This window comes from Rhizobium alarense, assembly GCF_021555155.1.
Classification (GTDB): Bacteria; Pseudomonadota; Alphaproteobacteria; order Rhizobiales; family Rhizobiaceae; genus Rhizobium_D; species Rhizobium_D alarense.
Genome location: NZ_JAKGBU010000018.1, coordinates 29,522 through 54,881 on the forward strand (window position 1 = coordinate 29,522; position 25,360 = coordinate 54,881).

Annotated in this window: 26 protein-coding genes and 1 pseudogene; 12 read left to right on the forward strand and 15 right to left on the reverse strand. The window is 65.8% G+C overall.

The features are described from left to right. Positions 1 to 55 precede the first annotated feature (55 nt). Complete coding sequence (locus LXM94_RS07895) at positions 56 to 1,918, forward strand: methyl-accepting chemotaxis protein (protein ID WP_268965055.1); 1,863 nt, start codon at positions 56 to 58, stop codon at positions 1,916 to 1,918. Between the two features lie 124 nt (positions 1,919 to 2,042). Here the strand turns inward: LXM94_RS07895 and LXM94_RS07900 are convergent, their stop codons facing one another. Next, positions 2,043 to 2,861, reverse strand: a complete 819-nt coding sequence (locus LXM94_RS07900; RefSeq protein ID WP_235770618.1) for a hypothetical protein — start codon at positions 2,859 to 2,861, stop codon at positions 2,043 to 2,045. Between the two features lie 369 nt (positions 2,862 to 3,230). Between LXM94_RS07900 and LXM94_RS07905 the strand changes: the two genes are divergently transcribed. Beyond that, entirely contained in the window at positions 3,231 to 4,478 is a 1,248-nt protein-coding gene (locus tag LXM94_RS07905) for an extensin-like domain-containing protein (protein ID WP_235770619.1), read from the forward strand. Positions 4,479 to 4,550: 72 nt separating this feature from the next. On the opposite strand, the gene LXM94_RS07910 is transcribed toward LXM94_RS07905, so the two are convergent. Further along, positions 4,551 to 5,726, reverse strand: a complete 1,176-nt coding sequence (locus LXM94_RS07910; RefSeq protein WP_235770620.1) for a calcium-binding protein — start codon at positions 5,724 to 5,726, stop codon at positions 4,551 to 4,553. A gap of 652 nt (positions 5,727 to 6,378) precedes the next feature. Here LXM94_RS07910 and LXM94_RS07915 point away from each other — a divergent pair. The 3 genes from LXM94_RS07915 to LXM94_RS07925 all read left to right on the forward strand — a co-directional run bounded on the left by LXM94_RS07915 (position 6,379) and on the right by LXM94_RS07925 (position 8,974). Continuing rightward, positions 6,379 to 7,200: a sulfite exporter TauE/SafE family protein gene (locus tag LXM94_RS07915; RefSeq protein ID WP_235770621.1), complete on the forward strand. Its 822-nt coding sequence runs from the start codon at positions 6,379 to 6,381 to the stop codon at positions 7,198 to 7,200. Between the two features lie 89 nt (positions 7,201 to 7,289). Further along, on the forward strand, positions 7,290 to 8,213 hold the full coding sequence (locus tag LXM94_RS07920; RefSeq protein WP_235770622.1) for an ABC transporter ATP-binding protein: 924 nt from the start codon (positions 7,290 to 7,292) through the stop codon (positions 8,211 to 8,213). After that, positions 8,213 to 8,974, forward strand: a complete 762-nt coding sequence (locus LXM94_RS07925) for an ABC transporter permease (protein WP_235770623.1) — start codon at positions 8,213 to 8,215, stop codon at positions 8,972 to 8,974. The genes LXM94_RS07920 and LXM94_RS07925 overlap by 1 nt, the downstream gene beginning before the upstream one ends. A gap of 55 nt (positions 8,975 to 9,029) precedes the next feature. Here the strand turns inward: LXM94_RS07925 and LXM94_RS07930 are convergent, their stop codons facing one another. From LXM94_RS07930 to LXM94_RS07945, 4 genes are all read right to left on the reverse strand, one after another. Beyond that, on the reverse strand, positions 9,030 to 9,722 hold the full coding sequence (locus tag LXM94_RS07930; protein ID WP_235770624.1) for an EF-hand domain-containing protein: 693 nt from the start codon (positions 9,720 to 9,722) through the stop codon (positions 9,030 to 9,032). Positions 9,723 to 9,941: 219 nt separating this feature from the next. Next, positions 9,942 to 10,640 carry a TIGR02281 family clan AA aspartic protease gene (locus LXM94_RS07935; RefSeq protein WP_235770625.1) on the reverse strand — a complete coding sequence of 233 codons (699 nt, stop codon included), beginning with the start codon at positions 10,638 to 10,640 and terminating at the stop codon, positions 9,942 to 9,944. Further along, a complete protein-coding gene (locus tag LXM94_RS07940) occupies positions 10,637 to 10,864 on the reverse strand; it encodes a DUF1289 domain-containing protein (protein WP_235770626.1) in 228 nt (75 codons plus the stop codon). Before LXM94_RS07940 ends, LXM94_RS07935 begins: the two co-directional genes overlap by 4 nt. Before the next feature lie 133 nt (positions 10,865 to 10,997). After that, positions 10,998 to 11,780: an adenosylcobinamide-GDP ribazoletransferase gene (locus LXM94_RS07945; protein WP_235770627.1), complete on the reverse strand. Its 783-nt coding sequence runs from the start codon at positions 11,778 to 11,780 to the stop codon at positions 10,998 to 11,000. 222 nt (positions 11,781 to 12,002) lie between these two features. On the opposite strand from LXM94_RS07945, the gene cobT reads away from it, so the two are divergent. Both cobT and LXM94_RS07955 read left to right on the forward strand, forming a co-directional pair. Then, entirely contained in the window at positions 12,003 to 13,019 is a 1,017-nt protein-coding gene (gene cobT, locus LXM94_RS07950) for a nicotinate-nucleotide--dimethylbenzimidazole phosphoribosyltransferase (RefSeq protein ID WP_235770628.1), read from the forward strand. 121 nt (positions 13,020 to 13,140) lie between these two features. After that, positions 13,141 to 13,533 carry a diacylglycerol kinase gene (locus LXM94_RS07955; protein WP_235770629.1) on the forward strand — a complete coding sequence of 131 codons (393 nt, stop codon included), beginning with the start codon at positions 13,141 to 13,143 and terminating at the stop codon, positions 13,531 to 13,533. Between the two features lie 15 nt (positions 13,534 to 13,548). On the opposite strand, the gene LXM94_RS07960 is transcribed toward LXM94_RS07955, so the two are convergent. After that, complete coding sequence (locus tag LXM94_RS07960) at positions 13,549 to 15,084, reverse strand: sensor histidine kinase (RefSeq protein ID WP_235770630.1); 1,536 nt, start codon at positions 15,082 to 15,084, stop codon at positions 13,549 to 13,551. A 113-nt stretch (positions 15,085 to 15,197) separates the two neighbouring features. Between LXM94_RS07960 and LXM94_RS07965 the strand changes: the two genes are divergently transcribed. From LXM94_RS07965 to LXM94_RS07975, 3 genes are all read left to right on the forward strand, one after another. Further along, positions 15,198 to 15,779, forward strand: a complete 582-nt coding sequence (locus tag LXM94_RS07965) for a thermonuclease family protein (protein WP_235770631.1) — start codon at positions 15,198 to 15,200, stop codon at positions 15,777 to 15,779. A gap of 14 nt (positions 15,780 to 15,793) precedes the next feature. Beyond that, positions 15,794 to 16,444, forward strand: coding sequence for a uracil-DNA glycosylase family protein (locus LXM94_RS07970; protein ID WP_235770632.1), 651 nt, complete (start codon positions 15,794 to 15,796; stop codon positions 16,442 to 16,444). Between the two features lie 66 nt (positions 16,445 to 16,510). Beyond that, a complete protein-coding gene (locus tag LXM94_RS07975; RefSeq protein WP_235770633.1) occupies positions 16,511 to 16,996 on the forward strand; it encodes an Lrp/AsnC family transcriptional regulator in 486 nt (161 codons plus the stop codon). Between the two features lie 30 nt (positions 16,997 to 17,026). Here the strand turns inward: LXM94_RS07975 and LXM94_RS07980 are convergent, their stop codons facing one another. From LXM94_RS07980 to LXM94_RS07995, 4 genes are all read right to left on the reverse strand, one after another. Beyond that, entirely contained in the window at positions 17,027 to 17,713 is a 687-nt protein-coding gene (locus LXM94_RS07980; RefSeq protein ID WP_235770634.1) for a DNA alkylation repair protein, read from the reverse strand. After that, the gene (locus LXM94_RS07985) at positions 17,710 to 18,582 is read right to left on the reverse strand and encodes an NAD(P)-dependent oxidoreductase (RefSeq protein ID WP_235770635.1); all 873 of its coding nucleotides are present in this window, start codon (positions 18,580 to 18,582) and stop codon (positions 17,710 to 17,712) included. Before LXM94_RS07985 ends, LXM94_RS07980 begins: the two co-directional genes overlap by 4 nt. Positions 18,583 to 18,664: 82 nt before the next feature. After that, the gene (locus LXM94_RS07990) at positions 18,665 to 19,948 is read right to left on the reverse strand and encodes an MgtC/SapB family protein (protein WP_235770636.1); all 1,284 of its coding nucleotides are present in this window, start codon (positions 19,946 to 19,948) and stop codon (positions 18,665 to 18,667) included. 76 nt (positions 19,949 to 20,024) lie between these two features. Continuing rightward, positions 20,025 to 20,846: a methyltransferase gene (locus LXM94_RS07995; RefSeq protein WP_235770637.1), complete on the reverse strand. Its 822-nt coding sequence runs from the start codon at positions 20,844 to 20,846 to the stop codon at positions 20,025 to 20,027. Positions 20,847 to 20,993: 147 nt separating this feature from the next. Here LXM94_RS07995 and LXM94_RS08000 point away from each other — a divergent pair, with 147 nt between their 5' ends. After that, positions 20,994 to 21,719 (forward strand): DUF2270 domain-containing protein, encoded by a 726-nt coding sequence (locus LXM94_RS08000; protein WP_408015602.1) that lies wholly within the window; start codon positions 20,994 to 20,996, stop codon positions 21,717 to 21,719. A gap of 26 nt (positions 21,720 to 21,745) precedes the next feature. Here LXM94_RS08000 and LXM94_RS08005 read toward each other — a convergent pair whose 3' ends face one another. From LXM94_RS08005 to LXM94_RS08020, 4 genes are all read right to left on the reverse strand, one after another. Continuing rightward, entirely contained in the window at positions 21,746 to 22,012 is a 267-nt protein-coding gene (locus LXM94_RS08005) for an usg protein (protein ID WP_235770638.1), read from the reverse strand. Between the two features lie 148 nt (positions 22,013 to 22,160). Then, complete coding sequence (locus LXM94_RS08010) at positions 22,161 to 22,991, reverse strand: ABC transporter permease (RefSeq protein ID WP_235770639.1); 831 nt, start codon at positions 22,989 to 22,991, stop codon at positions 22,161 to 22,163. Continuing rightward, positions 22,988 to 23,791, reverse strand: a complete 804-nt coding sequence (locus tag LXM94_RS08015) for an ABC transporter permease (protein ID WP_235770640.1) — start codon at positions 23,789 to 23,791, stop codon at positions 22,988 to 22,990. Before LXM94_RS08015 ends, LXM94_RS08010 begins: the two co-directional genes overlap by 4 nt. 147 nt (positions 23,792 to 23,938) lie before the next feature. Beyond that, entirely contained in the window at positions 23,939 to 24,721 is a 783-nt protein-coding gene (locus LXM94_RS08020; protein WP_235770641.1) for an ABC transporter substrate-binding protein, read from the reverse strand. A 373-nt stretch (positions 24,722 to 25,094) separates the two neighbouring features. On the opposite strand from LXM94_RS08020, the pseudogene LXM94_RS08025 reads away from it, so the two are divergent. Further along, positions 25,095 to 25,360: pseudogene (locus LXM94_RS08025) on the forward strand (hypothetical protein); the annotation flags it as partial.

Below are 25,360 nucleotides of genomic sequence, written 5' to 3' on the forward strand. Positions count from 1 at the left end.
TGATGAATCACATTTTAGTTGAATTTAAACCTCTTGCTTCGATCCTTTTGTCAAAATGAGCCGGCTTCCGGCTTTCGGTGTTGACGAGGAGGGCGAAGTGAAGGGTCTGAAGATTTCGACGCGACTGTACATGCTCGTGGGGCTGTTGCTCACCATTCTGGCGGTGGCGCTTGTCTGGACGCTTCACAATTCGCAGGCGGACATGGTCGTCGAGCGCAAGTCCAAGCTTGCCGCGATGGACCAGAGCATGCTGACGCTGTTCAAACTCTACCACGGCATGGAAACCTCGGGCCAGCTGACGCGCGAGGAAGCGCAGGCCCGGGCGAAGGACGCGGTGCGCGCCCTGCGCTACGAGGACAGCGGCTACTTCTGGATCAACGACATGAAGAGCGTCATCGTCATGCATCCGATCAAGCCGGCGCTCGACGGCACCGACCAGTCGGGCATGAAGGATCCGACGGGTAAGTACATCTTCCAGGAGTTCGTGAAGATGGTGCAGTCGAGCCCGACGCGCGAAGGCTTCGTGGACTACTACTGGCCGAAGCCGGGCTTCGAGGAGCCGGTGCTCAAATATTCCCACGTCGCCGGCTTCGAGCCCTGGGGCTGGATCGTCGGCACCGGCGTCTATGCGGACGACCTCGCGGCGCTCTTCCGCCGCAACGCGCTGCAGACCGGCGGTATCCTGGCGATCGGCGCGCTCGCCACCCTGCTTGCCGCCTTCGCGATCGTGCGCAGCGTCGTGCGGCCGATCGAGCGCCTGAAGGCGTCGATGCTGGCGATCTCCCGGGAAGACGTGGCGGCGGAGGTTCCGGAACTCGACCGGCGCGACGAGATCGGCGAGATGGCGGCGGTCGTCTCGGTGCTGCGCGACTCGGTGCGCGAACGCGCCGAACTGCGGACGCGCGAAGGCGAGCAGCAGATTCGGCTCGACGAGGAGCGCCAGGACGGCGAACGCCGCCAGCAGGCCGTCAGCCGCAGCCAGGCCGAGGCGATGGAGACCGTCGGTTCGGCGCTGGAGCGCCTTGCCAACGGCGACCTGACGGCGACGATCGACCGGATCTCGCCGGAATATGCCAAGCTCAAGGACGACTTCAACCGTGCCGTCGATGCGCTCGCCGGCGCCATCCGCGCCATCGCGCGCTCGACGGACATCGTCCATGGCAGCGCCGGCGGCATCGCCGAGGCCTCCAACAACCTGTCGCACCGCACCGAGCAGCAGGCGGCTTCGCTCGAAGAGACGGCGGCCGCGCTCGACGAGATCACCGCGACGGTGCGCAGCGCCTCCGAGCGGGCGGCCGAGGCAAGCCGCATGGTCGCCGAGACGAAGGACAGCGCCGGCAAGTCGGGCGCCATCGTGCGCGACGCGGTTTCCGCGATGAGCCGGATCGAGGACGCCTCCAACAGGATCAGCCAGATCATCGGCGTGATCGACGAGATCGCCTTCCAGACGAACCTGCTGGCGCTGAATGCCGGCGTCGAGGCGGCCCGGGCCGGCGAGGCGGGCCGCGGCTTCGCGGTCGTCGCCCAGGAGGTGCGCGAACTGGCGCAGCGCTCCGCCAACGCCGCCAAGGAGATCAAGTCGCTGATCAGCAATTCGGCGACGGAGGTCGGCACCGGCGTGTCGCTCGTCAACTCGACGGGCGCGGCGCTGACCGAGATCGAGGCCCTGGTCAACCAGGTCAACGACCAGGTGACGTCGATCGCCACGGCCGCCCGCGAACAGGCGGTCGGCCTCGCCGAGGTCAACACGGCGGTCAACCAGATGGACCAGATGACGCAGCAGAACGCGGCGATGGTGGAGGAAACCAATGCCGCCAGCCAGACGCTGACCGAGGAAAGCAACCAGCTCAGGGCGCTGCTGCAGAGCTTCCGGCTTGCCGAAACGGGCGCGCAGCCCTCGGCCCGCCGCGCCGCATAAGAAGACCACCGATCGAAAGACTGGACCCCGGCTCATGCCGGGGTCTTTTAACGCGGCATGTTGATTGTTGGCGAAGCCTGCGATCACCACATAGCGAACCAACGTATTTGTTATTGGGCCGCACTCATTCTGCGGATACCGTCGGCGCTAACTCTTCGTGAAGGATAGCGTCGAGGTTGAGGCCCGCTGTCACGCGTGCGTCGTGCAGGAAATCGGCCTTCTCCTTTGGTAGGCTGCTCTGAAGGTCGGGATTTGTCTTGGCACGCTCGTAGACTCGATCCACCATGTCGTGTAGTTCGCGCTCGTCACTCGGGTCGAGCATAGCCAGCGTAAGCGTCGCGTGGCCGCCGACGGGCAGAGGATACATTTCCACAGGCTTTGCCTTGAGATATTGCGCTTCGGCAGTGTCGATGGCGTTCTTTTCGCCGTAGAAGATCCTGACTTTGAGATTGGCGGGATAGGTGAGCCGTCCCAAATCTCCGAATTTCTCCAAAAAGTCACGAATGCTCTGCTTCTCCTCGGCGCGGCGCATCAGGTTCCTATAACTCTTGAAATAGAGTCGGTCGTTTAGCGGATAGAGCCGCGTTTGAGGGCTGAAAGCGAATACCGAGATCGACACGCTCGGTAGAGATTGCGCTAGCAAATTACCCTGAAGGATTGCACCGAAGCCACCCTTGCTTGCACCGAGCAGCACGACGCGTTTGTAGCCGCCTGAGACAATGGTGTACTTTAAATAATTGCGGAATAGGCCGGCCCCCAGGGTAAAATAGTTGCCCCACTTGTCGGCGACGAACAACGTGTCGACAGGGTAGTCGTGCTTGTAAAGCGTGTATCTCGTGTCGCTGGAAAAGATGATGAACAGAGTGGGCGCTTCCCCGGCTTCGCGAAATTCGCACTTATAGCCGGAAGGAAGCTCATTCGCTGCCACAGCTGGCGTTGGCACTGCCGTTGCGCCTAGCCCGGAGCATGCCGCAAGAACCTCTATCCCGAGTGCTATAGTTCGCCACCGTTTCATTCCCTGTCCCCCGACATCAATATGCGCCGGAATTTATCGGCTTGCGTCAGCGTTGACCAGTAGCCCCCTGCCGATCCGGGAGGAAAGAAAAACCCATCTGGTTAGTAGCGCCAGCGCGCTGGAAAGGCTCCGTTTACCTTGTTCTGGCAAAATTTCCCTGTTTTGCAAGCCTGTAGCCGGACCGGGTCCCGAAGGGCGTCGGTGGACCGAATTGCGACACAGGCGGGTGGAAGGATTCGGGACATCGAGCCCTTTGCGCCGCGGCGGCCCGAAGGCGAAGCGTGAGTGACGATGAGTATGGCGTTTGTTCCTTCCCTTCGCAGAGGCACCGGCTGGCTGATGGCGGCGACGATGCTCGTCGCCTGTTCCGGGTCCGGCCTGACGCCGCCCGGCGACATCGACAGCCGCAACACGGTGAGCGCGATCGCGCCGGTCTCCGACACCGGCGGCCAGGCGGATGTGTTCGAGGGAGTGGGGGCCGAGAGCAGCGCGGTCGCCGGCGACGTCGCTTTCGACGGGGCGGACACCGGCATCGTGTCGGCCTCCGAGACCGCCATGACGAGCACGTCGCGGCGCACGTCGGGCCTGCCGATGATCGACAGCGACGAGGCGATGGGCGTCGCGGGCCTGCAACCCGCCGGGGCCGATCCGCTCGCCATACCGGAGGAGGGCGTCAACATGGATGCCGCGCTCGGCGCCGAGCCGATCCAGGGGCTTGCCGCGGCGCAGGCGGAGGAGATCGCCGAGGGCACCACGAGCCAGGTGGCGGTCGACGGCATCGGCAGCGACAATCCGCAGCAGATCGGAACGCGCGCCGTCATCCCGCTGACGGAGGCGGCCGACGACCTCGTGCCGCAGGCCGATGACACCGTGCTGCGGCTTCCCGACCAGGAAAGCCGCCGGCGGCCGATCGCGGAGGAGGAGCGCGAGGTTGCCTTCATCCCGCGCATCGCCGATCCGATGGCCGTGCCGGAATCCTTCGGCGGCATGCCGGCGGCGGAGAAATCCTGCCGCCAGCGGCTGCGCCAGCTCGGCGTAAAGTTCCGCGACATCCCGCGCATCTCGCGCGGAAAATCCTGCGGCATCGACTATCCGATCGAGCTCACCGGTCTTTCCGGCGGCATTGCGATCAAGCCGGCGGCGAGCGTCAACTGCCAGATCACCGAAGCCTTCGCCAAATGGGTGAAGAACGAACTCGCGCCGGCCGTGCGCTTCCGTTATGTCGGCGGCATCTCGGCGATCCACCAGATGTCGTCTTATTCGTGCCGCACGATGAATTCGCGGCGCGGCAATCCGATGTCGGAGCATGCGAAGGGCAATGCCATCGACGTGGGCAGGATCGCGCTCAGCAACGGCAAGGCGATCAAGATCGAGAGCAAGGGCTTCTTCGCCTTCCGCGAGAAGGGCCTCCTGAAGGCGGTGCGCAGCGACAGCTGCAAATATTTCACGACCGTGCTCGGCCCCGGCAGCGACCGCTATCACAAGGACCATTTCCACTTCGACCTGCGCGCCCGCAAGAAGGGCGGCCGCTACTGCAGCCTGTAGCCTATCCGCATCTGCCAAGGCAGGGGAGATGCCGCGCGCACCCCGTCATGGCATCGATCTGCGCAAGCGGTGTCAGAGAAGGAAATCGCTGGCCGTCAAGTCGTCGGCCTGAACGTCGAGCAGGGTGATTTTCTGCCGCGGCAGATCATCGAACCGGATGACGGTGTTCTCGCCGCTTTGCGTGATGTCCAGGCCGTCGAAGCCGTCGAACAGTCCCGCCAATTCATTGAGGCCGATCGTGTCGACGCCGATTTTGAAGTCGGTAATCGTATCCCGCCCGAAGCCATCCCGAAATCGGAACTGGTCCGCCCCTCCCTTGCCGGTCAGAACGTCCTGTCCTTCCGCCCCTTCGAGCATGTTGCCCGTGTCGTCGCCGATAATCCTGTCGTTGAAGCGACTGCCGCGCACGTCTTCGATATTCCTGAGCGTATCCTTGTCGCCGAAGCTGTCCAGCGCCGTCCCCTTGGCCAGGTTGACGGTCACGCCGTGCCTGCCGCCGTCGCGCAGTTCGGGTTTGTAGTCGACACGGTCGCCGCCGCCGCGGCCGTCGATCAGGTCGTTGCCTGCCATGCCGCAGAAGCTTTCCCAATTGCTCGCCCCCTTGATCACGTCGCCGCGATCGCTGCCGAAAACGAACCCAATGTTCTTCAGGGTATCGACGTCTCCCCAAGGATCAACGGCGCGTTGGCGGGCGAGGTCGACCTTGACGCCCTGGTATTTGCCGAAGCCCGTGTAGAGGTCGGCATCCTCATAGGACAGCCCCGTGTCCGCACGGTTGCCCGAACTGCCGATATATGTGTCGGAGCCGGGACCATCGTAGATGAGCTTGTAGCCGGAAGCCGTCAACCTGACGACATCGTTGCCGGCTCCTGTGAAGACATCGACCTCGTCGCCACGGACCGAAATCTTGTCGTTGCCGTTGAAGATTAACGTCAGCAATTTCCACGTCGTTTCCGCGGCGATTGCCGTCTGTATCTCCTTGCCGCCCAGGTCCAGCGCCTCGACTTCGAGTATTTTTCTCTTTCCTCCCGCAAGAAAGATGACCTCGTCGATATTGCCGGACGTGATGCGATTATTGTTTACGACAATATCGTCCCCTTTGAGAACGAGACCTTTAATGGCTCCGCTGTCGTCTTCTACTTTATATGATATTTTGTTGTCACTTTTTGATCGTAGAGAGAAATTGAGATTTGACGTGGAGCTGATATATTCCGCATCCAGCCAGTAAAACATTTTTGCCAATGTCATTGCCCCCTCTGTATCCAGCGTTGGAACATTATTGTTTTTGTTCCGGTTGTCCATCACAATCGAATGCTCGCAAACGTCACGGGCCGCCGGTGACCGGAGAGGATCGCTCCGGTCGGCGCATTGACGTGGTCGCGTCGGAGAACGCCGCCTGCCGACCGTCACGTCGTCGGAATGTCGGGAGAGGACCGAACTTTTCCCCGAACCGGACGAGGCTTGACGACACCCGCGGGCGGCCCCGATCCAGCCGATCGGGATGAAGACTGTCGAGCGCCCCCCGGCGATCCCGGCAGGCGGGCAAAAAAAGACCGGCGGGGACGCCGGTCGAAAAAGGCGGCGAAGGGGTGGTCCGCCGCAGGTACGCAATACGCAAAGAACGTCACAGTCACGGTTGTCCGCCAGGGGCGGGGCATGCGGGCGGCCTCGCACGAGGCCTTGCGGACGCATCATGCGTCCGGACTCCGTCCAGGGTGACGGAGCGAGGCGCGGCCGCATGGCGCGGCGCAAGGTGCAGCTTGCGGAAGGGGCGGCGGATGCTGTCCTTTGCCTCGCGGCAGACTTTCGTTGAAAAGCATCACGGTTTCATGACATTCAGAGGCGCGCCGCGACTCTTTTTGGGCGGCGCGCGTCCCGCCCGCCGCCCTCCGGAGTGACCATGCCTCCCGACGCCGATCTTCTCGTCTTCGCGCTGCTGCTCGTCGCCTCCGGCGTGCTGTCGGGGCTGCTCGCCGGCATTTTCGGCATCGGCGGCGGGGCCGTTCTCGTGCCGGTGTTCTACCAGGTCTTCGGCTATCTCGACGTGGCCGAAACGGTGCGCATGCATCTCGCCGTCGGCTCGTCGCTGGCGATCATCGTGCCGACGTCGCTGCGCTCCTTCCTGTCGCACCATGCGCGCGGCGTGGTCGACACGGCGCTGCTGCGCGGCTGGATCGTCGCCGTGCCGCTCGGCGCCATCCTCGCCGCGCTGATCGCCGCCAAGGCGTCGAGCGAGGAGCTGCGGCTGATCTTCGCCGGCATCGCCGTCATCGTCGCGGTGCGCATGCTCTTCAACCGGCCGAGCTGGCGGTTCGGCACCGACCTGCCGCGCAACCCGTGGACCTGGCTCGTCGGCGTCCTGATCGGCATCCTGTCGGGCCTGATGGGCATCGGCGGCGGCGTGCTCAACAACACCTTCATGTCGCTCTACGGCCGGCCGATGCACCAGGCCGTCGCGACCTCCGCCGGCGTCGGCGTGCTGATCTCGATACCCGGGCTCTTCGGCTATGTCTGGGCGGGCCTGGGCGAGACGGCGCTGCCGCCGTTTTCGACCGGCTTCATCAACTGGATCGCCGTCGCGCTCATCGTGCCGATGACGCTCGTCGTCACGCCCTATGGCGTGCAGATCGCCCACGCGATGAGCAAGCGCCAGCTCGAGATCGGCTTCGGGGTCTTCCTTCTGCTCGTCGCCTGCCGCTTCCTGTTCAGCGTTTACGGCTGAGGACGTTTTTTTGGCCGCGAGGATGAAATCGCCGATGCGATACGCCATATAGGGTGTCCCTTCGACAGCCCCCTCCACCGGACCTTCCCATGGCACCCATCGTTTCCATCCGCAATCTCACGAAAAGCTATGCCACCGGCTTCGAGGCGCTCAAGGGTGTCGATCTCGACATCGAGGAGGGCGAGATCCTCGCGCTGCTCGGGCCGAACGGGGCGGGCAAGACGACGATGATCTCGATCGTCTGCGGCATCGTCAATCCGAGCGGCGGCACCGTCACGGTCGGCGGCCACGACGTGGTGCGCGACTTCCGCGAGACGCGCTCGATGATCGGCCTGGTGCCGCAGGAACTGACGCTCGACGCCTTCGAATCGGTGTGGAACACCGTCGCCTTCTCGCGCGGCCTGCACGGCCGCAAGCCGGATCCGGCGCTGATCGAACGCATCCTTCGGGACCTGTCGCTCTACGACAAGAAGGACACGATGCTCCGGCACCTCTCCGGCGGCATGCGGCGGCGCGTGCTGATCGCCAAGGCGCTCTCCTACGAGCCGAAGGTGCTCTTCCTCGACGAGCCGACGGCGGGCGTCGACGTCAACCTGCGCAAGGACATGTGGCAGCTCGTCGAGCGGCTGCGTGCGGCGGGCACCACCATCATCCTGACGACGCACTATATCGAGGAGGCCGAGGAGATCGCCGACCGGATCGGCGTCATCAACAAGGGCGAGATCCTGCTTGTCGAGGACAAGGCGACGCTGATGCGCAAGCTCGGCCGCAAGCAGCTGATGGTCGAGCTCTCCGACCCGGTGGCGACGGTTCCCGACGCGCTCGCCAGCTACGGGCTGATGCTCGACGACGGCGGCCGGCATCTCGTCTACGACTACGATACGACGGCCGAGCGGACCGGCATCACCACCCTGCTTGCCGCGATCTCGGAGGCGGGGTTGCGGCTGAGGGATGTCTCGACGCGGCAGAGCTCGCTCGAGGACATCTTCGTCGAACTGGTGGGGGAAAAGTGATGAACTTCGAGGCCGTCAAATCCATCTACCGCTTCGAGATGGCCCGCACGCGCCGCACGCTCGTGCAGAGCGTCGTCTCGCCGGTCATCTCCACCTCGCTCTATTTCATCGTCTTCGGCGCGGCGATCGGCTCGCGCGTGCAGGAGGTGGAGGGCGTGCCCTACGGCGCCTTCATCGCGCCCGGCCTGATCATGCTGACGCTGCTCAACCAGTGCATCAGCAACGGCTCCTTCGGCATCTACTTCCCGAAATTCACCGGCACGATCTACGAGATCCTGTCCTCGCCGATCTCCATGACGGAAATCCTGCTTGGCTATGTCGGCGCGGCGGCGACGAAGGGGCTGATCGTCGGCGCGATCATCCTCGCGACGGCCTCGCTGTTCGTCGACATCACGATCGCCCACCCGGTGATGATGGTGCTGTTCTTCGTGCTGACGGCCGTGTCCTTCAGCCTGTTCGGCTTCATGATCGGCATCTGGGCGAAGGATTTCGAACAGTTGAACCTCATCCCCATGCTCGTCGTGCCGCCGCTCGTCTTCCTCGGCGGCAGCTTCTACTCGATCGACATGCTGCCGCCCTTCTGGCAGACGGTCAGCCACTTCAATCCCGTGCTGTATCTCGTCTCCGGCTTCCGCTGGAGCTTCTACGAGATCGCCGACGTCGACCCGATGGTCAGCCTGGCCATGGTGGTCGTCTTCCTCGTCGCGTGCCTGTCGATCACCGCCTTCATCTTCCGGACGGGCTACAAGCTGAAGAACTGACGGCGGCCGGGCGGGGAGCAGAGGGCCGCCGTCGCCGACGGCCCTCCACGGCGCATCAGGCGGTCACGGTCGTGGTGCTCTCGTCCGCGGTGTCGTCTTCGGTGGTGCCGAGCGATTCGTATTCCTCGATCACCTGGCGGATGCGCGCGAGCAGGTCGTCGAGCGTGGTCGAGGCCGCGCTGGCCGTTTCGCTGTCCTCGCTGTCGCTTTCGCTTACGTCACCGGCCGGCGGCATGCCGGGCGGCGGTCCGGCGGGCCGGTTCGCCTCCATGGCCGCGACGAACTGATCCTCCGTCAGGGAGCCCGTGCCCTCGCTGTCGAAGCTCGCGAAGAGGGCAAGTGCCTGCTCCTCGCTCACGTCGTCGGGCCGGCCCTCGGCGAATTCCGCCTCGCTCACCGTGCCATCGCCGTCGGTGTCGAGTGCGGAGAACAGGTCCGTCGCGTCCGGCGGCGCCGCGGACGCTTCCTGCATGTCGAGCATCATGGCGCTCATGTCGCCGCTGAAGCGTGCTTCGGCACTCGGCCGCGCGGCTTCCATCGCCGCGGCGAGTTCCTCCTCGGTCATGCCTTCGGTCGAGCCGCCGGATATCTCGGCATAGAGCGCCTTGGATTTCGCTTCGTCGACCTCCTTCGGCCGCGCGGAGACGAATTCGTCCTCGGTGACCTTGCCGTCGCCGTTGGTGTCCATGCGGAGGAAGGGACTCTGGTACTGATATGAACTAGACGTTGTAGACGAAATGCTTGTCATGTGACCTCCTGATCGTCCGTTGTGAAGGTCGCATCGAAAACGGTACGGAAAGATGCGATGATTCAGTGGTAGGTCGATCGGGGGGCTGCGTCAAAAGCAGGAATGACCCCCGATATTTCACAGTACGCGGCTGGATTCGCAGGAAAAATTAAGGACTGTTGCGGCGGCGTGTCTGAGTGTGAACGAATGTTGCGGCCAGGGCCGCGGGCGGGTCTGACGTCAGTCGCGGAGCCGCAATTCGTCGCCCGCCATCTCCAGCGAGCCGAGCGTGCCGAGGAAGCTCATGCCGAGCAGGCTTTCGTCGAGATTGCCGTCTTGCGCAACCATGGCGCGTATGTTGTCGCGGACGATCGGTCCGATCGCCACCTGGCGCAGCGTCACCGGCGCGGCCATGGTGCGGCCGTTGGCGGTCATGACGGGGATCGAATAGGTGAGGGCCTCCGCGTCGATGCCGATGCGCAGGGCGTCGTCGTGGCTGAGCACGACGGTGCTCGCGCCGGTGTCGACGAGCATGCGCAGGCTGACCCCGTCGACGGCGACGTCGGCCGCAAAGTGGCCGCCCTCCATGCGGTGGACGACGAGCATCCGGCTGCCGTCCGCCGCCGTCGTCACGATGGCGCGGCCGGGGATGAGGCCGGCGGTCATGCGGCTCGCGAAGGACTGGAGGTCGGTGCGGTAGAGATAGACGGCGACGAGCGCCAGGATGATGACGAGCCAGATCGCCGCCTGCCGCAGGCTCTCGCCGAACCGCCGGCGGCTCGCCAGCATGCCGGCACCGAACAGCGCGACGAGGCTCGACAGCATGACGAGGCGCCCGAAGTCGTCGTTGGCAAGCCCGAATGTGCGGCCGTCGTCGTGGTTGAGCACCAGCATGACCAGGCCGAGGCCGAGGATGGCGAGAAGAACGAGAAGCCTCATGCGTTGCCGTCCTGCCGTTCGCGGGCCATGCGGGTCCGCCGGGTCTCGCGGCGCGGCCTGCGCTCGACCGTCTCCAGCCGCGCCGGCAGCGTTGCCATGATGGCGCGGCGCTCGTCGGAGGTGTAGAGCGTCCAGGCGCCGATCTCCTCGCGCGTGCGGCCGCAGCCGAAGCAGTAGCCGGTCGCCATGTCGATCGAACAGACGAGGATGCAGGGCGATTCCATGCGGTCTCCGCTTTCCGTTGCGTGCGCTCCGATCCGTGATCGGGGCCTGCGCCGCCGTCAAGGTTGCGGCGGGTTTCGCGCTTCGGACCCGAAGCGCGGCATCGCCGCCTGGCTACCCTCACATATCGGCGAGCTACCGCACGAGCGCAAGGGCGACGAGGGCTGCGACCGATGCGACCTGCTGCGTCGCGCCGATCGTGTCGCCGGTGAGCCCGCCGATCCGGCGCAGCACGAGGCGGTTCAGCGCGAGCACGGCAACGGCGAGGGCCGCGGCGGCGGCACAGGCCGCGAGCGCGCCGGCCGACAGGACGAGAAGGAGAAGGAACAGGGCGGCACCCGAGGCGAGGGCGACGACCGCCGCGGTGCGTTCCGGCTCGCCGACGGACGCCGCCACGCCGTCCTTCCTGGCCGGCGGCAGCGCCTGCCAGTGCCAGACCATGGCCGCCCGGCTGCCCGCCGCGACGGCGACGAGCGCGAGTGCCGCGCCGGCCGGCGACAGGCCGGGCAGGATCGCGGCGATCGCCGCGATCCGCGCACCGAGCACCAGCACGAGGGCCACCGCGCCGAAGGAGCCGAGCCGGCTGTCCTTCATGATCGTCAGTGCATGGTCCCGGTCGCGGCCGCCGCCGATGCCGTCCGCGGTGTCGGCGAGCCCGTCCTCGTGCAGCGCGCCGGTGATCAGCACCTCGGCGGCGACGGCCAGCAGCGCGGCAAGCAGCGGATCGGTCCGCAGCGCCACCAGCACCGAGAGAAGCGCTGCCGGCGGCAGCGTGATCATCAGGCCGGCGAGCGGGAAGGCGCGCACGGCGCGGCTCAGCCGCCCGTCATGGCCGATGAAATGGCGCTCCGGCACCGGCAGGCGCGACAGGAAGGCCACAGACCGGGCCAGATCGTCGACGAAATCGCGAATGTCCAAGTTTTCCCCTCCACGCGGCCTCCGGAACGAGTGCTCCGGCGGGTGGCGGCGTCCCTCTTGCCGTCGCCCGCCCGTCGCCGGAGCGTGAGTCCGCGCCCGCGATCATTTCCGCTTCGCTGATTCCACGCAAGCCGGCGGCGCAAATGCGATTGTCGCAGCGGCGCACTCGCTCTATGAGGGACCGCAACGCAACTGAAAGCCCGAGACGAGGAATTTCCTGAAATGAGTGCCAGCGGCCTGCCGTTCGATGATTTCCGTGACTTGCTGCGCAACCTTCCGGGGCCGGATTCGGCGGCGCTTGCCGCGGCGCGCCAGCGCGACGCGCAACTGACCAAGCCCGGCGGCGCGCTCGGACGGCTGGAGGAAATCGCCTTCTGGCTCGCCGCCTGGACCGGCAGGCCACCCGCCGTGACGCGGCCGCTCGTCGCCATCTTCGCCGGCAACCACGGCGTGACGAAGCAGGGTGTCACGCCGTTCCCGTCCTCGGTGACGGCGCAGATGGTCGAGAACTTCGCCGCGGGCGGTGCCGCCATCAACCAGATCTGCGTGACGCACGACCTCGGCCTCAAGGTCTTCGATCTGGCGCTCGACTATCCGACCGCCGACATCACGGAAGAGGCGGCACTTTCCGAGCGCGACTGCGCGGCGACCATGGCCTTCGGCATGGAGGCCGTCGCCGGCGGCACGGATCTCCTTTGCATCGGCGAGATGGGCATCGGCAACACGACGATCGCCGCCGCCATCAACCTGGCGCTCTATGGCGGCACGGCGGCGGAATGGGTCGGCCCCGGCACCGGGTCGGAGGGCGACGTGCTGACGCGGAAGATCGCGGCGGTGGAAAAGGCGGTGGCGCTGCACGACGCGCACCTTTCGGACCCGCTGGAAGTGCTGCGCCGGCTCGGCGGACGCGAGATCGCGGCGATGGCCGGCGCCATCCTCGCCGCGCGCATGCAGAAGATCCCGGTCATCCTCGACGGCTACGTCGCGACGGCGGCGGGCGCGGTGCTGCGCGCCGCCAATCCCGCCGCCCTCGACCACTGCCTGATCGGCCATGTCTCCGCCGAACCCGGCCACCTGAAGGCGATCGAAAAGCTCGGCAAGACGCCGCTGCTGGCGCTCGGCATGCGGCTCGGCGAGGGGACCGGCGCGGCGCTCGCCGCCGGCATCGTCAAGGCGGCGGCGGCCTGCCATTCCGGCATGGCGACCTTCGCGCAGGCGGGCGTCAGCAACCGCGCCTGACGACGGGGCGGAAGGAGCCCTTGCGCACCGGCAAGGATTTCTTACCTCAATTCGGGCTAGATTGCGGTGCATGGACCGCGCGCCCCGGCAGCGGGCCGGGGCGGGCGAAAGGGTCGGACGGATGGAAGCAACGATGAAGGCGCGGTCGATCAAGAAGGAGCACGGAATCCGGCATCTCTACGCGGCCGGCACCTACTCCTATTCCGGCGCGCGCCGGCTGCTCGGCGAGGCCGCCTTCCGCCACGAACTGATGGCCTTCGGGGCCGCGATGATCGGCTTCATCGCAACCGGCGCCACGCTCTTCCAGTATGTCGCCATGGCGATCCTGTTCCTGCTGATGATGGCCTTCGAGGCGCTGAACACGGCGATCGAGGAGATCGTCGACCGGGTCTCGCCGGAAATTTCGGAAATGGGCAAGAACGCCAAGGACCTCGGGTCCTTCGCCTGCTTCTGCCTCATTGTCGCCAATGCGGTCTATGCCGCCTATGTGATCGTGCTCTCGCACATCTTCTGAAGAGGCCGGCCGGCGTCAGGCAAAACTCTTCCTGCGCGGCTTGACCGCCTGTGTCTCCTCGACGGCGGGCAGGCTCTGCAGCACCCGCTTGGCGGGCAGGATAGCGATGGCCTCGGTGCCCTCGCGCAGCTTCGAGCGCAGGATGAATTCGCCGTTGTGCTTGGCGAGGATGGCCTGGACGATCGGCAGGCCGAGGCCGGTGCCCTGCTCGGCGCTTTTGATGGCGATCGAGCCCTGGCCGAAGGCGGAGAGCACGACCGGGATCTCCTCCTCGGGAATGCCGGGGCCGTTGTCCCTGATCGACAGATACTGGCCGCCGCCGGCCGTCCAGCCGGCCTTGACGGTGATCTCGCCGCCCTGCGGCGTGAATTTCACGGCATTGGAAAGCAGGTTCAGCACCACCTGGCGCATCGACTTCTCGTCGGCCCAGACGGCCGGCATGCCGGTCTCGAACTGTTCGGCGATGGTGATATTCTTCGCCCGGGCGCGCAACTGCACCATGCCGATGCAGTCCTCCGTGATGTCGACGAGGTGGATCGCGTCCTCGCTGAGCTCGTATTTGCCGGCCTCGATGCGCGACAGGTCGAGGATCTCGTTGATGAGGTTCAGCAGATGCTGGCCGGAGCGGTGGATGTCGGAGGTGTATTCCTTGTAGATCGGATTGTTGAGCGGCCCCATCACCTCCGTCGACATGACCTCCGAAAAGCCGAGGATGGCGTTGAGCGGCGTGCGCAGCTCATGCGACATGGAGGCAAGGAAGCGGGACTTGGCGAGGTTCGCCTCCTCGGCGCGGCGGCGCGCCTCGTCGGACATCGATTTGGCGACCTCGAGCTCGGCGATGAGGTCGTCCTTTTCCGACTGGAAGGAGAGGAGCTGCGTGCTCGTCTGGCGCATGCGGTGCGTGATGAACATCAGGAAGATCATCGCCGCCGTGACGATCGCCGTCATTCCGACAAGCACGGGATCCGGGTCGCCGTAGGCCTGCGCGGCGAGCACGAAGGCGGTCGGCGCGAAGGTGAAGAGCACCGCGTTGCGCAGCATCATCGTGCTCATGGCGGTGACGGCGAGCGCCACGAGAAGGGCGGTTCCCTTGAAGAAGCCGAAGGAGGACCCGGTGCAGGGGCCGCAATCCTGGAAGGCGAGCGTCGCCCAGGCAATGCCCATCAGAGCCTGCGTCAGGCCGAGCATGCGTATCCAGCGCCGCATCGTCTCGGCGGTGATCTCCGCCTTGCGGGCCTGCCGGGCGGCGACCATGCCGAGGGCATGCAGGCTGAGCGCCAGCAGGGCCCAGGCGATGAGGCCCGGCTCGCCGGTGATGTAGACGCCGACCGTGGCGATCCCGACGATCAGGATCGGCATCGCGATGGCATTGTCGAGCACGGAATCGATGTGCAACAGCAGCATGTCGCGCTCGAAGATCGGCGAAACGCCGGTTGCCGTCTGCAGCCGTTCACGGGTCGCGCGCACAGCCTTCGACACAGCCTTGTTTCGATGGCTGCGCGACTTGTCGACAATGATCTTGTCCGTCGAGGTGCTGACGCCCGTACTCATGATAACGCAACTGTTGCAATCGACATTGAACTCTAGGCCGTAATCCTTAAGAAGATGCTGCCGCGCATAAACCATTTGCGAACCATTCGGGACAATCGCCTGCGAGACTGACCTTGCGTAAGACCGGACGAAATCCCAGCCGTTTCAGCCTGTTGCGCGACATCGTTACGACGGTGGCGATCGTCTTCCTGCTGGCGCTCGTCGTGCTGCGGATCGGCGACGGCAGCGTGGACGTCGCCGGCCGCGGCCGGGCGGCGGACGGCGACACGCTGACGCTCGACGGACGCCGCATCCGGCTGAAGGGCCTCGACGCGCCGGAATATGCCCAGACCTGCCGGCGCGGCGGGGAGAGCTGGAACTGCGGCGCGGCGGCCCGCGCCCGGCTCGCCGAACTGATGCGCGTCCGCGAGATCGTCTGCCGCACGCACGGACACGACCGCTACGGCCGCCTGCTGGCGCGCTGCGCGGTCGGCGGGGAGGACCTCGGCGCGCGCATGGTGCGCGAGGGCATGGCGGTCTCCTATGGCGACTATACGCAGGAGGAGGCGCTGGCGCAGGCGGAACGGCGCGGCCTGTGGGGCGGCAGCTTCGACCGGCCGCAGGACTGGCGACGGCGGAACGACCGGCCGCCGGAAGAGCCGCATGACGGCGCGGCGGGCCTCGTCGGCTGGCTCGGCGCGCTGCTGCGTTCGTGACGAGGGAGGCCCCGATGGAAGACGGCGGCGAAGCGGAGAGGGAGCGGACGATCGCCGTGCTGCGCGAGGCGATCGCCGGCTGCCGCCTCTGTCGCGACGCACCGGCCGGCGGGCCGGCGAAAGCGCTGCCGCACGAGCCGCGGCCGGTCGCGGTGATCTCGCCGACGGCGAGCGTGCTGATCGCCGGCCAGGCGCCGGGGCTTCGGGTGCACGAGAGCGGGCTTCCCTTCGACGACGCCTCCGGCGACCGGCTGCGCCAGTGGCTCGGCGTCGACCGGCAGACCTTCTACGATCCGGACAGGTTCGCGATCGTGCCGATGGGCTTCTGTTTTCCGGGTTACGACGCCAAGGGGAGCGACCTGCCGCCGCGGCGCGAATGCGCGCCGCTCTGGCGTCGGCCCGTGATGGAGGCCATGCCGCAGGTCGAGCTGGTGCTGGCGATCGGCCAGTATGCGCAGAGCTGGCACCTCGGCGCGGCGCGGGCGGCGACGATGACGGAGACGGTCTCCGACTGGCGCCGGCATCTCGGCCGCAACCGCCGGCCGGCGATCCTGCCGATGCCGCATCCGAGCTGGCGCAACACGGGCTGGCTGAAGCGCAATCCGTGGTTCGAGGCGGAACTGGTGCCGGAGCTGCGAAAGCGGGTGAAAAGCCTGATCGCGTGAAACCTCATTCTTCCCTTCACCGCGAAATTCGGTCTAGTGTGAAAAAAGATTCCGAAGGGGGATATGATGGACCGTCTCGACCGCAAGATCCTGCGTCTCTTGCAAGAGGATTCGACGCTCGCCGTCGCCGACCTCGCCAAGAAGGTGGGCCTGTCGACGACGCCGTGCTGGCGGCGCATCCAGAAGATGGAAGAGGACGGCGTCATCCGCAAGCGGGTGGCGCTGCTCGACCCGGTGAAGGTCAACACGAAGGTCACCGTCTTCGTGTCGATCCGCACGAGTTCGCATTCGATCGAGTGGCTGAAGCGTTTCTCGGAGGTGGTGGTCGAGTTTCCGGAGGTCGTCGAGTTCTACCGCATGAGCGGCGACGTCGACTACCTGTTGCGCGTCGTGGTGCCCGACATCGCCGCCTACGACGCCTTCTACAAGCGGCTGATCGCCCGCATCGAGATCCGCGACGTCTCCTCGGTCTTCGCCATGGAGCAGATCAAGTACACGACCGAACTGCCGCTCGACTACATGATGGTCGACCAGAAGAGCGGCGAGGAATAGGCCGCCCGGTGCTGCATGCGGCCGGACGTCTCAGCGCCTGATCCGGGCGAGCGTTTTTTCGTCCGTCAGTTCACGCAGCGCATCCCTGCCGATCCAGCGCTCGGTCCGGTCGGCGCTTTCGGCGAGTGTGCCGGCCAGCGCGACGGCCGGCGCGTGGCAGGCACTGCTGCGCTTGCTAATGCTGCGGAGCGCCCAGTTGACCGCCTTCTTCACGAAATTGCGCGGGTCGGCGGCGTGCCGCTCGATGACGCCAAGCCAGGCGATCAGCGTCGCGTCGGATTCGCTCTTCAGGTGGACGGCTGCGCCGGCGATCATCGCGAAGGCCGCGCGCCGCACGAATTCCCGCTCGTCCGCGGCAAAGTCCTCGACGAGGGCGAGAAGGCCGGCCGCGACGAAGATGTCGGCCGCGCCGTCGACGATTTCCCAGGAGTTGAAATCCGCCGCGAGACGGCGGGCCTCCGCAAGCGTCAGCCGCTGCGGGTCCAGCGTGTAGAGCGCCAGCAGGCGGGCTTCGCGCACACCGGTCGCCCAAAGTGCGGCGGCGCGGCCATGGTCCTTTCCGGCGGCCCGGGCGACTTTTCGCAGCTCGGCATTGGAAATGCCGAGCGCCGTGTCGGTGACGATGCCGTACCGCCGCATGCCGGCGATGTTTGCCTCCGACCGCAATGCCCGGATGTGCTCCAGGATGTCGCCGGCCGCGGAGGTGCGGCCGATCATTTCCTCTCGAGCCGCGCCAGCAGCGAGGAGGTGTCCCAGCGCTTGCCGCCCATCGCCTGGATATCGCCGTAGAACTGGTCGACGAGGGCGGTGACCGGCAGTTTCGCGCCGTTGCGGCGGGCCTCGGACAGCACGATGTCGAGGTCCTTGCGCATCCAGTCGACGGCGAAGCCGAAGTCGTATTTGCCGGCATTCATCGTCTTGTGGCGGTTTTCCATCTGCCAGGAGCCGGCGGCCCCCTTGGAGATGACCTCGATGACCTTCTCGATGTCGAGGCCGGCCTGCTTGCCGAAATGGATGCCCTCCGCAAGGCCCTGGACGAGGCCGGCGATGCAGACCTGGTTGATCATCTTGGTGAGCTGGCCGCTGCCGGCCGGGCCCATCAGCCCGACCATGCGGGCATAGGCGTCGATCACCGGCCGCGCCGTCTCGAAGGTCGCTTCCTCGCCGCCGCACATGACGGTCAGCGCGCCGTTTTCGGCGCCCGCCTGGCCGCCGGAAACCGGCGCGTCGACGAAGCCGCAGCCCTTGGCGCGGGCGGCGGCCTCCAGCTCGCGGGCGACTTCGGCGGAGGCGGTCGTGTTGTCGATCAGGATCGCGCCGGCGGCCATGCCTTCCAGCGCGCCGTCCTTTGCGGTGGTGACGGAGCGCAGGTCGTCGTCGTTGCCGACGCAGGTGAAGACGAATCCGGCGCCGGCGGCGGCGGCCGCGGGGGTGCGTTCCGCCCTGCCGCCGAACGCGGCCACCCACTGTTCCGCCTTGGCGAAGGTGCGGTTGTAGACGGTCACGTCATGCCCGCCCTTCACCTTCAGGTGACCTGCCATGGGATACCCCATGACGCCGAGACCGATGAATGCGACTTTCGCCATTTCCGGAGGCTCCTTTCGATGCTTTGGTTCCGTGGTTTATCGGAAACGCCGGCACGGCGAAAGGGAGAGGTCGATGACCGCGTCAGCCGGCAACGGTGGCCGGAAGGAGGGGCGCCAGCAGAACGTGCCCGGCGACCATAGCGGTGACGGCGACCCCGGTCGCCGTCGCGAGAGATGCGGCATAGCGTCCCCTGCCTGCCGCCGAGTAGGCCAATGCCACCTTGGTCAGCAGGTTTACGACGACCGCGAGCAGGATGGCCGCCGACGCCGTTCTGAGATCAACAGCGTGACCTGCGAGCCGGGCCGTGGACAGCGTGATGGCGTCGAGGTCGACGAGGCCGGAGATGCCTGCGACGACAAACAGCATGCGGGCGCCGGCGATATCCACGAGCACCTTGGACATCCAGGTGACGGCGCCGAGAAGCGCGCCGAAACGCAGCACCATGCCGAGGTCGAAGGGGTTTTCGAGGCCGAGATCGGGTGTTCGCCCGCGTTCTTCCCGGCGCGCCGCCAGGAAGGCCGCGGCGAGCATCGCGAGGGCAGCGGGAAGGAGGGCCGCGGCGAGCGTCAGCGCCAGCGAGGGGGCGAGTGCCACGGAAATCACCAGCACGCGCAGCAGCGACAGCGTTCCGGCGACGATGGCGCCGGCGCCGAGCCGGCGCTGATTGTCCGGGGTTTCCGCGGCGAAGCGGCCGAAGGTCAGCGTGAGCGCCGTCGAGGAGACGAGGCCGCCGGCCGCACCGGCAAAGAGGATGCCGCGGCTCGGGCCCGCAAGGCGGATTGCGATATAGCCGGCATAGGAGATCGCCGCGATGGTGACGGTGAGGAGCCAGAGATTGAACGGATTGAGAGCATCCCATGGGTCGACGGTGCGATCCGGCAGGATCGGCAGCGCGACGATCGTCATGACGAGCAGCACGAGGGTGGCGCGGAGTTCGAGCCAGCTCAGGCGCCGGAGGAAGCTGTGCAGGCTCTGGCGGGCGGCGAGCAGCGCGGCGACGACCACGCCGCCGGCGCCCGCGATTTCCATTTCGCCGAGGACGGATGCCGTGCCGAGCGCGAAGACCACAAGGGCGACGACGACGTCGGTCACGCTGTGGTCGTTCTCCTCGGTCGCCTCCCGGAGTTTGAAGAGCACAAAGGCGAAACCGAAGAGCAGGAACAGCGCGATGGGAAGCGCCGGGCCGGCGAAGCGGTTCAGATAACCCGTAAGGCCGCCGAGGAGGCCGATCAGCGCAAACGTGCGGATGCCGGCGGTTCGACCGCCGGCGCGGACCTGGCGCTCCTGCCAGCCGCGTTCGATTCCGACGAGCATGCCGACCGCAAGCGCGACGCCAAGGCGTTGAAAGGCTTCGAACAAATCCATGAGGCGACGATAGTCTCATGGTGGATCGGCGCAAGCGGATTCCTGGCGCCGCGCCCGGTCGGCCCCTTGCCCAGGGTCAGGCGGTGCCGATATGGCGCGCCAGCACCAGATGGCCGGGGATCGGTTCGCCTTCCTCCGTGCGCACCGTGATGGCGGTCAGTTCGACGAGGTCGAAGCCGGTCGCCGCAAGCCGCTCGCGGAGATAGCCTTCGGCGTGGGCGAAGCGCTGGTGCGGGCCGACCATGAAGGGGCGGCCGGCGAAGGCCGCGTCAGGCAGCGTCTCCGACGAGAAGGCGAAGAGGCCGCCCGGCACGAGGTTTTCGGCGGCGCCGAAGAAGAGCGGCTCCAGCGCGCCGAGATAGGGCAGCACGTCGGTCGCCGTCACGAGGTCGAAGGGGTCCTCGTCGTTGTCGTCGAGGAAGTCCACCGCCTCCGCGACGTAGAGCGTCTCGTAGAGGTCCTTCTCATGGGCGATCTCGACCATGTTTTCCGAAAGGTCGATGCCGGTGATGTCCTCGGCCATGTCGCGCAGCGCGCCGCCGGTGAGCCCGGTGCCGCAGCCGAGGTCGAGCACGCGGCCGAAGGGGCCGAGCCCGAGCGCCTGCAGCCGCTGGCGCACGAGGAGGGGCACGCAATAGGCGAGCTGGTCGACGAGCACGCTGTCGAAGACCTCGGCATGCTGGTCGAAGAGCGTCGTGACATAGGCGTCCGGCGCCTTTTCCGGCGTCTCGCCGCGGCCCATCGAGGCAAGCCGCACGGCCGCGCCGCCGTGATCCTCCGGGTCGATCGCCAGCACCTCTTGATAGGCCATTGCGGCGGCGTCGAAATCCCCGGATTTCTCCAGGGCGAGGGCACGGTTGTAGGCGTCCGCGAGCGCGTCTTCGTCAATCTTTTTCATGGGGCGTCTCTTTAGGGGCGTGCCGGCTCTTTGGCAATGCCGGACCGGAGCGGACCGCGCCGCGTCGGTGAAAATAGAGGTTTATCAATTTCGGGAACGGGCGCATCATCGGCGGCAACAGCAAGAAGAAAATGCGAGGACACGCCGATGCCGGGTGACATGCCGACGCTGATCGGGACGCTGGAACGCAGCCAGCGCGCCGGACCGCCCCTGCCGAGCAATTCGGCGGAATCGATGAACCTGATGGTGCACTACTATCGCGGCGAACTCGGCCGCATGGCCGGCTGGCGCGATCGCATCGACCGGACCTCGAACTGGGCGATCACCGTCGTCGCCGCCCTGCTTTCGGTCTCGCTGTCGACGCCGACCTCGCATCACGGCGTGCTGCTCTTCGCCATGCTGCTGATCACGCTGCTGTTGTTGATCGAGGCCAGGCGCTATCGCTTCTTCGACGTCTACCGGGCCCGCGTGCGGCAGCTCGAGCGGCACTATTTCGCCGAGTTCATGAGCCCGCAGGGCGACATCGCGACCGACTGGGCGGCGGCGATCGCCAAGAGCCTGCGCAAGCCGGAATTTCTGATCAGCTATCGCGTGGCCGCCTGCCGGCGGCTGAGGCGCAACTACAGCTGGATGTATCTCATCCTGCTGCTTGCCTGGGGCCTCAAGATTTCGTCGTCGAGCATGCAGATCGAAGGGGCGAAGGCGGACGTCGCGCTGTCCTTCGATACGATCCTCGCGCATGCCGCCTTCGGGCCGATCAACGGCGCGGCCGTGCTCGGCTTCGTCGCCGTGTTCTACGCGGCAATCGTCTACGGCTCGCTGCGTGTCGACATGTCGGACACGGAACTCGCGCATGGCTCGGTTCACGTCTGAGCCGTGCGGTAAGGCGCCCTGGGCTTTCAGTTGATGATGAATTCGCCCTTCAGCGCCCGCCATTCGGAGGCCGAGATCAGCTTGCGGTGGACGTAGCGCACCGAATGCAGCGGCCCTTCGAGCGTTTCCTGCCAGAATTTCAGGAACCCCTTCATCTCCGGAAAATCGGGGGCGATGTCGTAGTGCTGCCAGATATAGGTCTGCAGGAAGCTCGGATGATCGGGCATGCGGTAGAGGATCTGGGCGGTGGTTAGGCCGTAACCCTTCATCTGCATTTCCATGTCGTTCGTCATTCGGGACCTCATCGCGTGGTGAATGATGGTCCCTATGATTGAAGCGCCCGAACGCTTAATCAAGTCTTGACTTTGATCGAGGAGAAGTAATATTCCTTTGAAATCAAAGCATTAGCAGCACTCAACGGCGAGTGCTGCCAGGACCGGCCTAGCGCTTGAGATGGCGGGTCAGGTGTGCCTCGAGCCAGGCCCAGAGGTTGCGCAGCGCCTCCACCATGACGAGGTACATCAGCGCCGCCCAGAGATAGGTCTGGTAGTCGAAGGTGCGCGAGAAGGCCCGGCGCGTTTCGCCCATCAGGTCGAAGACGGTGACGATCGCCACGATGGCCGACCCCTTGATCATCAGGATGATCTCGTTGCCGTAGGGGCGGAGCGCGACGATCATCGCCTGCGGCAGGATGATCTTCAGGAAGGCGATGCGCGGCGGAATGCCAAGCGCGGCGGCACCCTCGCGCTGGCCGCGCGGCACGCTCTGGATGGCGCCGCGCAGGATCTCGGCCTGATAGGCGGCGGTGTTGAGGGTGAAGGTCAAAAGCGCGCAGTTCCAGGCGTCTCGGAAGAACCACCAGAGGCCGACCGCCTTCAACTCGTTGGAGAAGCTGCCGAGGCCGTAATAGACGAGGAAAAGCTGGGTGAGCAGCGGCGTGCCGCGGAAGAAATAGACATAGGTATAGGCGAGCCAGGAAAGCGCCGGGTTCCTCGACATGCGCGCGAAGGCGAGCGGCAGCGACAGCAGGCCCCCGAGCACGACCGACAGGATGACGAGCGTCAGCGTCACGGCGAGACCCGAGAGGTAGCTCGGTCCGTAGCGGGCGAATTTTTCCGGATCCCAGCCGTCGACGATCATCAGGAAGATGCCGATCGACAGCGCGAGCCAGACGCCCATCGCGACATTGCCGACGAAGCGCGCGGCGGTGTAGCGGACGGCGGGGCCGGGCGGCGGGGCCTGCGGCGGGATGAGGGCGGTGACGTAGCTCATCGTGCGACCTCCGAGCGTTTCACCCGGCTCTCGATCATCGAAAAGACGATCGAGGACAGGAAGGCGAGGACGAGGAAGAGCAGACAGGCGAGCGCGTAGAACTGGAAGGCTTCCTTGGTGACGCGCGCCGCGATGCCCGTCTGGCGCAGGATGTCCGGCAGGCCGACGACCGAGACGAGGGCCGTGTCCTTGAGGAGCGCCATCCAGAGATTGCCGAGGCCCGGCAGCGCGATGCGCACGAGCTGCGGCAGGACGACGAGCCGCATGGTGCGGCCGTGATGCAGGCCGAGCGCGTAACCCGCCTCGTACTGGCCGCGCGGGATCGCCTTGAAGGCCGACAGAAGCACCTCCGAGCAATAGGCGGAGAAGACGACGCCGAGGGCGATCATGCCGGCGAAGAAGGCGTTGATCTCCACCGTGCCGTCGTAGCCGAGCGAAGCCGCGAGGTTCTGGACGAGGATCTGCAGGCCGTAATAGACGATGAAGAGCGTCAGCAACTCGGGCAGGCCGCGGAAGATCGTGGTGTAGATGTTGGCGGCAAGCCGCAGCGATTTCTCGTCAGACTGCTTGGCAAGCGCGATGAAGAAGCCGAAGAACAGGCCGACCGGCAGCGTCGCCACCGCGAGGCTGGCCGTCACCAGGAAGCCGAGGGCGATCTCGTCGCCCCAGCCGGTGTCGCCGCAGGCAAGAAGGGTTTCGCCGGCGAACAGCCGGAAGATGCCGACCGGGCCGCACATCGGATCGATGACGGATAGAACTCTGCCGATCGCCTCGCTGATCGCGGCGAAGATTGCATTCATGCCAAATAGTCCCCCAAGCGCTTTGCGCCTTATGCCGGCGCTTTGTGCGCCTTTCGGTCTGTTTTCAGGCAAAAAAGGCGGGAGGGCAAGCCTCCCGCCGTTACATTCTCGTCATGATGCGACGCGCAGGCCGCATGATTGCACGGATCAGTCGCCGTAAACGTCGAAGGGGAAGTACTTGGCGTTGATTTCCTGGTACTTGCCGTTGGCACGGATCGCGGCGATCGCGGCGGTGAACTTGTCGGCCAGCGCCGTCTCGCCCTTGCGAACCGCGACGCCGGCGCCGTCGCCGTTGATGACCGGATCGATCGGCAGCGTACCGAGCAGCTTGCAGCAGGCGCCGTCCTCGCTCTTCAGCCATTCCGACAGCACGACCACGTCGTCGATGACGGCATCGACGCGGCCGTTGGCGATGTCGAGCTTGTATTCGTCGGCGGTCGGGTAGAGCTTGATGTCGGCATCCTTCATATGCGCTTCGGCATAGTTGGAATGCGTCGTCGAACCCTGTGCGCCGAGCGCCTTGCCGGCGAGCGCCTCGGGCGTCGCCTCGGTGATGTCGGAATCCTTCGGCACGACGATCGCCGGCGGCGTGTTGTAGTATTTCTTCGAGAAGTCGACCTTCTCGAGACGCTCGGCGGTGATCGACATCGAGGCGACGATCGCGTCGAACTTCTTGGCGATCAGGGCGGGAATGATGCCGTCCCAGTCCTGCGTGACGAAGGTGCACTCGGCCTTCATCTCGTCGCAGAGCGCCTTGGCGATGTCGATGTCGAAGCCCGTCAGCGTGCCGTCGGCCTCAAGGTTGTTGAAGGGCGGGTAGGCACCCTCGGTTCCGATGACGATCTTCTCTCCCTCCGCCATCGCGGACCCCGCAAACAGCGCGATGACGGCGGCCGATGCCGCCATGGTGAGACGTTTGGAAATGCGCATGTCGATCCTCTCTGTTGGGTGCCGGCTTGTTGCTTGTTATCCGGCGACCTTTAGGCAGTGGGCGCTCCCGGCCCACTTGGCGCCGATATTCGACTTCTTTCGCAACAAAAATCAACTGCAAATCGGCATGGCCCACGGCAAGTAGGCTCCGGTGCGGAACCGAAGGCGCCCGGACGCGGTTATGAAGTGCCCGCACGATGAACGGCGGCAGAATCCCGCGTTCATCGCGAGTTAAGGCGGAAAAGACTAGGTATCGATCATGCATGGGACCGGTTTGCCTCGGGGCAAGGATTAGCCGCGAGTCATAAAATCGCCCTGAACACCCCGTCGAACCCTTCTCCGGAAGACGATAGAAACCTGCGAGGAAACACCAATGGGTAATCGAACGAAACTTCTGGCGACCGTGGCATTGCCGCTCGCCTCGCTCATCTTTGAGCCCGTCGCCGCCGCCACCCTCCGTCCGGCGATTGCCGTCGACGTCGCTGCGCAGGTCATCCAGGTCCAGGCGGAAGACGAGGCAACGCCCGAGGAACTGCTGAAGAAGCGCCGCCAGCAGCGCGAGGAACAGCAGAAGAAGCGTCAGGAAAACCAGAAGGCGCGCCAGCAGGACCAGCAGGACAACCAGAAGGCGCGGCAGGA

What these genes read in the sequence shown, in the direction of transcription:
- LXM94_RS07895 (WP_268965055.1), top strand. Translation starts at nt 56, where the DNA reads ATGAGCCGGCTTCCGGCTTTCGGTGTTGACGAGGAGGGCGAAGTGAAG.
- LXM94_RS07905 (WP_235770619.1), top strand. Translation starts at nt 3,231, where the DNA reads ATGGCGTTTGTTCCTTCCCTTCGCAGAGGCACCGGCTGGCTGATGGCG.
- LXM94_RS07910 (WP_235770620.1), bottom strand. Translation starts at nt 5,726, where the DNA reads ATGACATTGGCAAAAATGTTTTACTGGCTGGATGCGGAATATATCAGC.
- LXM94_RS07915 (WP_235770621.1), top strand. Translation starts at nt 6,379, where the DNA reads ATGCCTCCCGACGCCGATCTTCTCGTCTTCGCGCTGCTGCTCGTCGCC.
- LXM94_RS07920 (WP_235770622.1), top strand. Translation starts at nt 7,290, where the DNA reads ATGGCACCCATCGTTTCCATCCGCAATCTCACGAAAAGCTATGCCACC.
- LXM94_RS07925 (WP_235770623.1), top strand. Translation starts at nt 8,213, where the DNA reads ATGAACTTCGAGGCCGTCAAATCCATCTACCGCTTCGAGATGGCCCGC.
- LXM94_RS07930 (WP_235770624.1), bottom strand. Translation starts at nt 9,722, where the DNA reads ATGACAAGCATTTCGTCTACAACGTCTAGTTCATATCAGTACCAGAGT.
- LXM94_RS07935 (WP_235770625.1), bottom strand. Translation starts at nt 10,640, where the DNA reads ATGAGGCTTCTCGTTCTTCTCGCCATCCTCGGCCTCGGCCTGGTCATG.
- LXM94_RS07940 (WP_235770626.1), bottom strand. Translation starts at nt 10,864, where the DNA reads ATGGAATCGCCCTGCATCCTCGTCTGTTCGATCGACATGGCGACCGGC.
- cobT (WP_235770628.1), top strand. Translation starts at nt 12,003, where the DNA reads ATGAGTGCCAGCGGCCTGCCGTTCGATGATTTCCGTGACTTGCTGCGC.
- LXM94_RS07955 (WP_235770629.1), top strand. Translation starts at nt 13,141, where the DNA reads ATGGAAGCAACGATGAAGGCGCGGTCGATCAAGAAGGAGCACGGAATC.
- LXM94_RS07960 (WP_235770630.1), bottom strand. Translation starts at nt 15,084, where the DNA reads ATGAGTACGGGCGTCAGCACCTCGACGGACAAGATCATTGTCGACAAG.
- LXM94_RS07970 (WP_235770632.1), top strand. Translation starts at nt 15,794, where the DNA reads ATGGAAGACGGCGGCGAAGCGGAGAGGGAGCGGACGATCGCCGTGCTG.
- LXM94_RS07975 (WP_235770633.1), top strand. Translation starts at nt 16,511, where the DNA reads ATGGACCGTCTCGACCGCAAGATCCTGCGTCTCTTGCAAGAGGATTCG.
- LXM94_RS07980 (WP_235770634.1), bottom strand. Translation starts at nt 17,713, where the DNA reads ATGATCGGCCGCACCTCCGCGGCCGGCGACATCCTGGAGCACATCCGG.
- LXM94_RS07985 (WP_235770635.1), bottom strand. Translation starts at nt 18,582, where the DNA reads ATGGCGAAAGTCGCATTCATCGGTCTCGGCGTCATGGGGTATCCCATG.
- LXM94_RS07990 (WP_235770636.1), bottom strand. Translation starts at nt 19,948, where the DNA reads ATGGATTTGTTCGAAGCCTTTCAACGCCTTGGCGTCGCGCTTGCGGTC.
- LXM94_RS07995 (WP_235770637.1), bottom strand. Translation starts at nt 20,846, where the DNA reads ATGAAAAAGATTGACGAAGACGCGCTCGCGGACGCCTACAACCGTGCC.
- LXM94_RS08000 (WP_408015602.1), top strand. Translation starts at nt 20,994, where the DNA reads ATGCCGGGTGACATGCCGACGCTGATCGGGACGCTGGAACGCAGCCAG.
- LXM94_RS08005 (WP_235770638.1), bottom strand. Translation starts at nt 22,012, where the DNA reads ATGACGAACGACATGGAAATGCAGATGAAGGGTTACGGCCTAACCACC.
- LXM94_RS08010 (WP_235770639.1), bottom strand. Translation starts at nt 22,991, where the DNA reads ATGAGCTACGTCACCGCCCTCATCCCGCCGCAGGCCCCGCCGCCCGGC.
- LXM94_RS08015 (WP_235770640.1), bottom strand. Translation starts at nt 23,791, where the DNA reads ATGAATGCAATCTTCGCCGCGATCAGCGAGGCGATCGGCAGAGTTCTA.
- LXM94_RS08020 (WP_235770641.1), bottom strand. Translation starts at nt 24,721, where the DNA reads ATGCGCATTTCCAAACGTCTCACCATGGCGGCATCGGCCGCCGTCATC.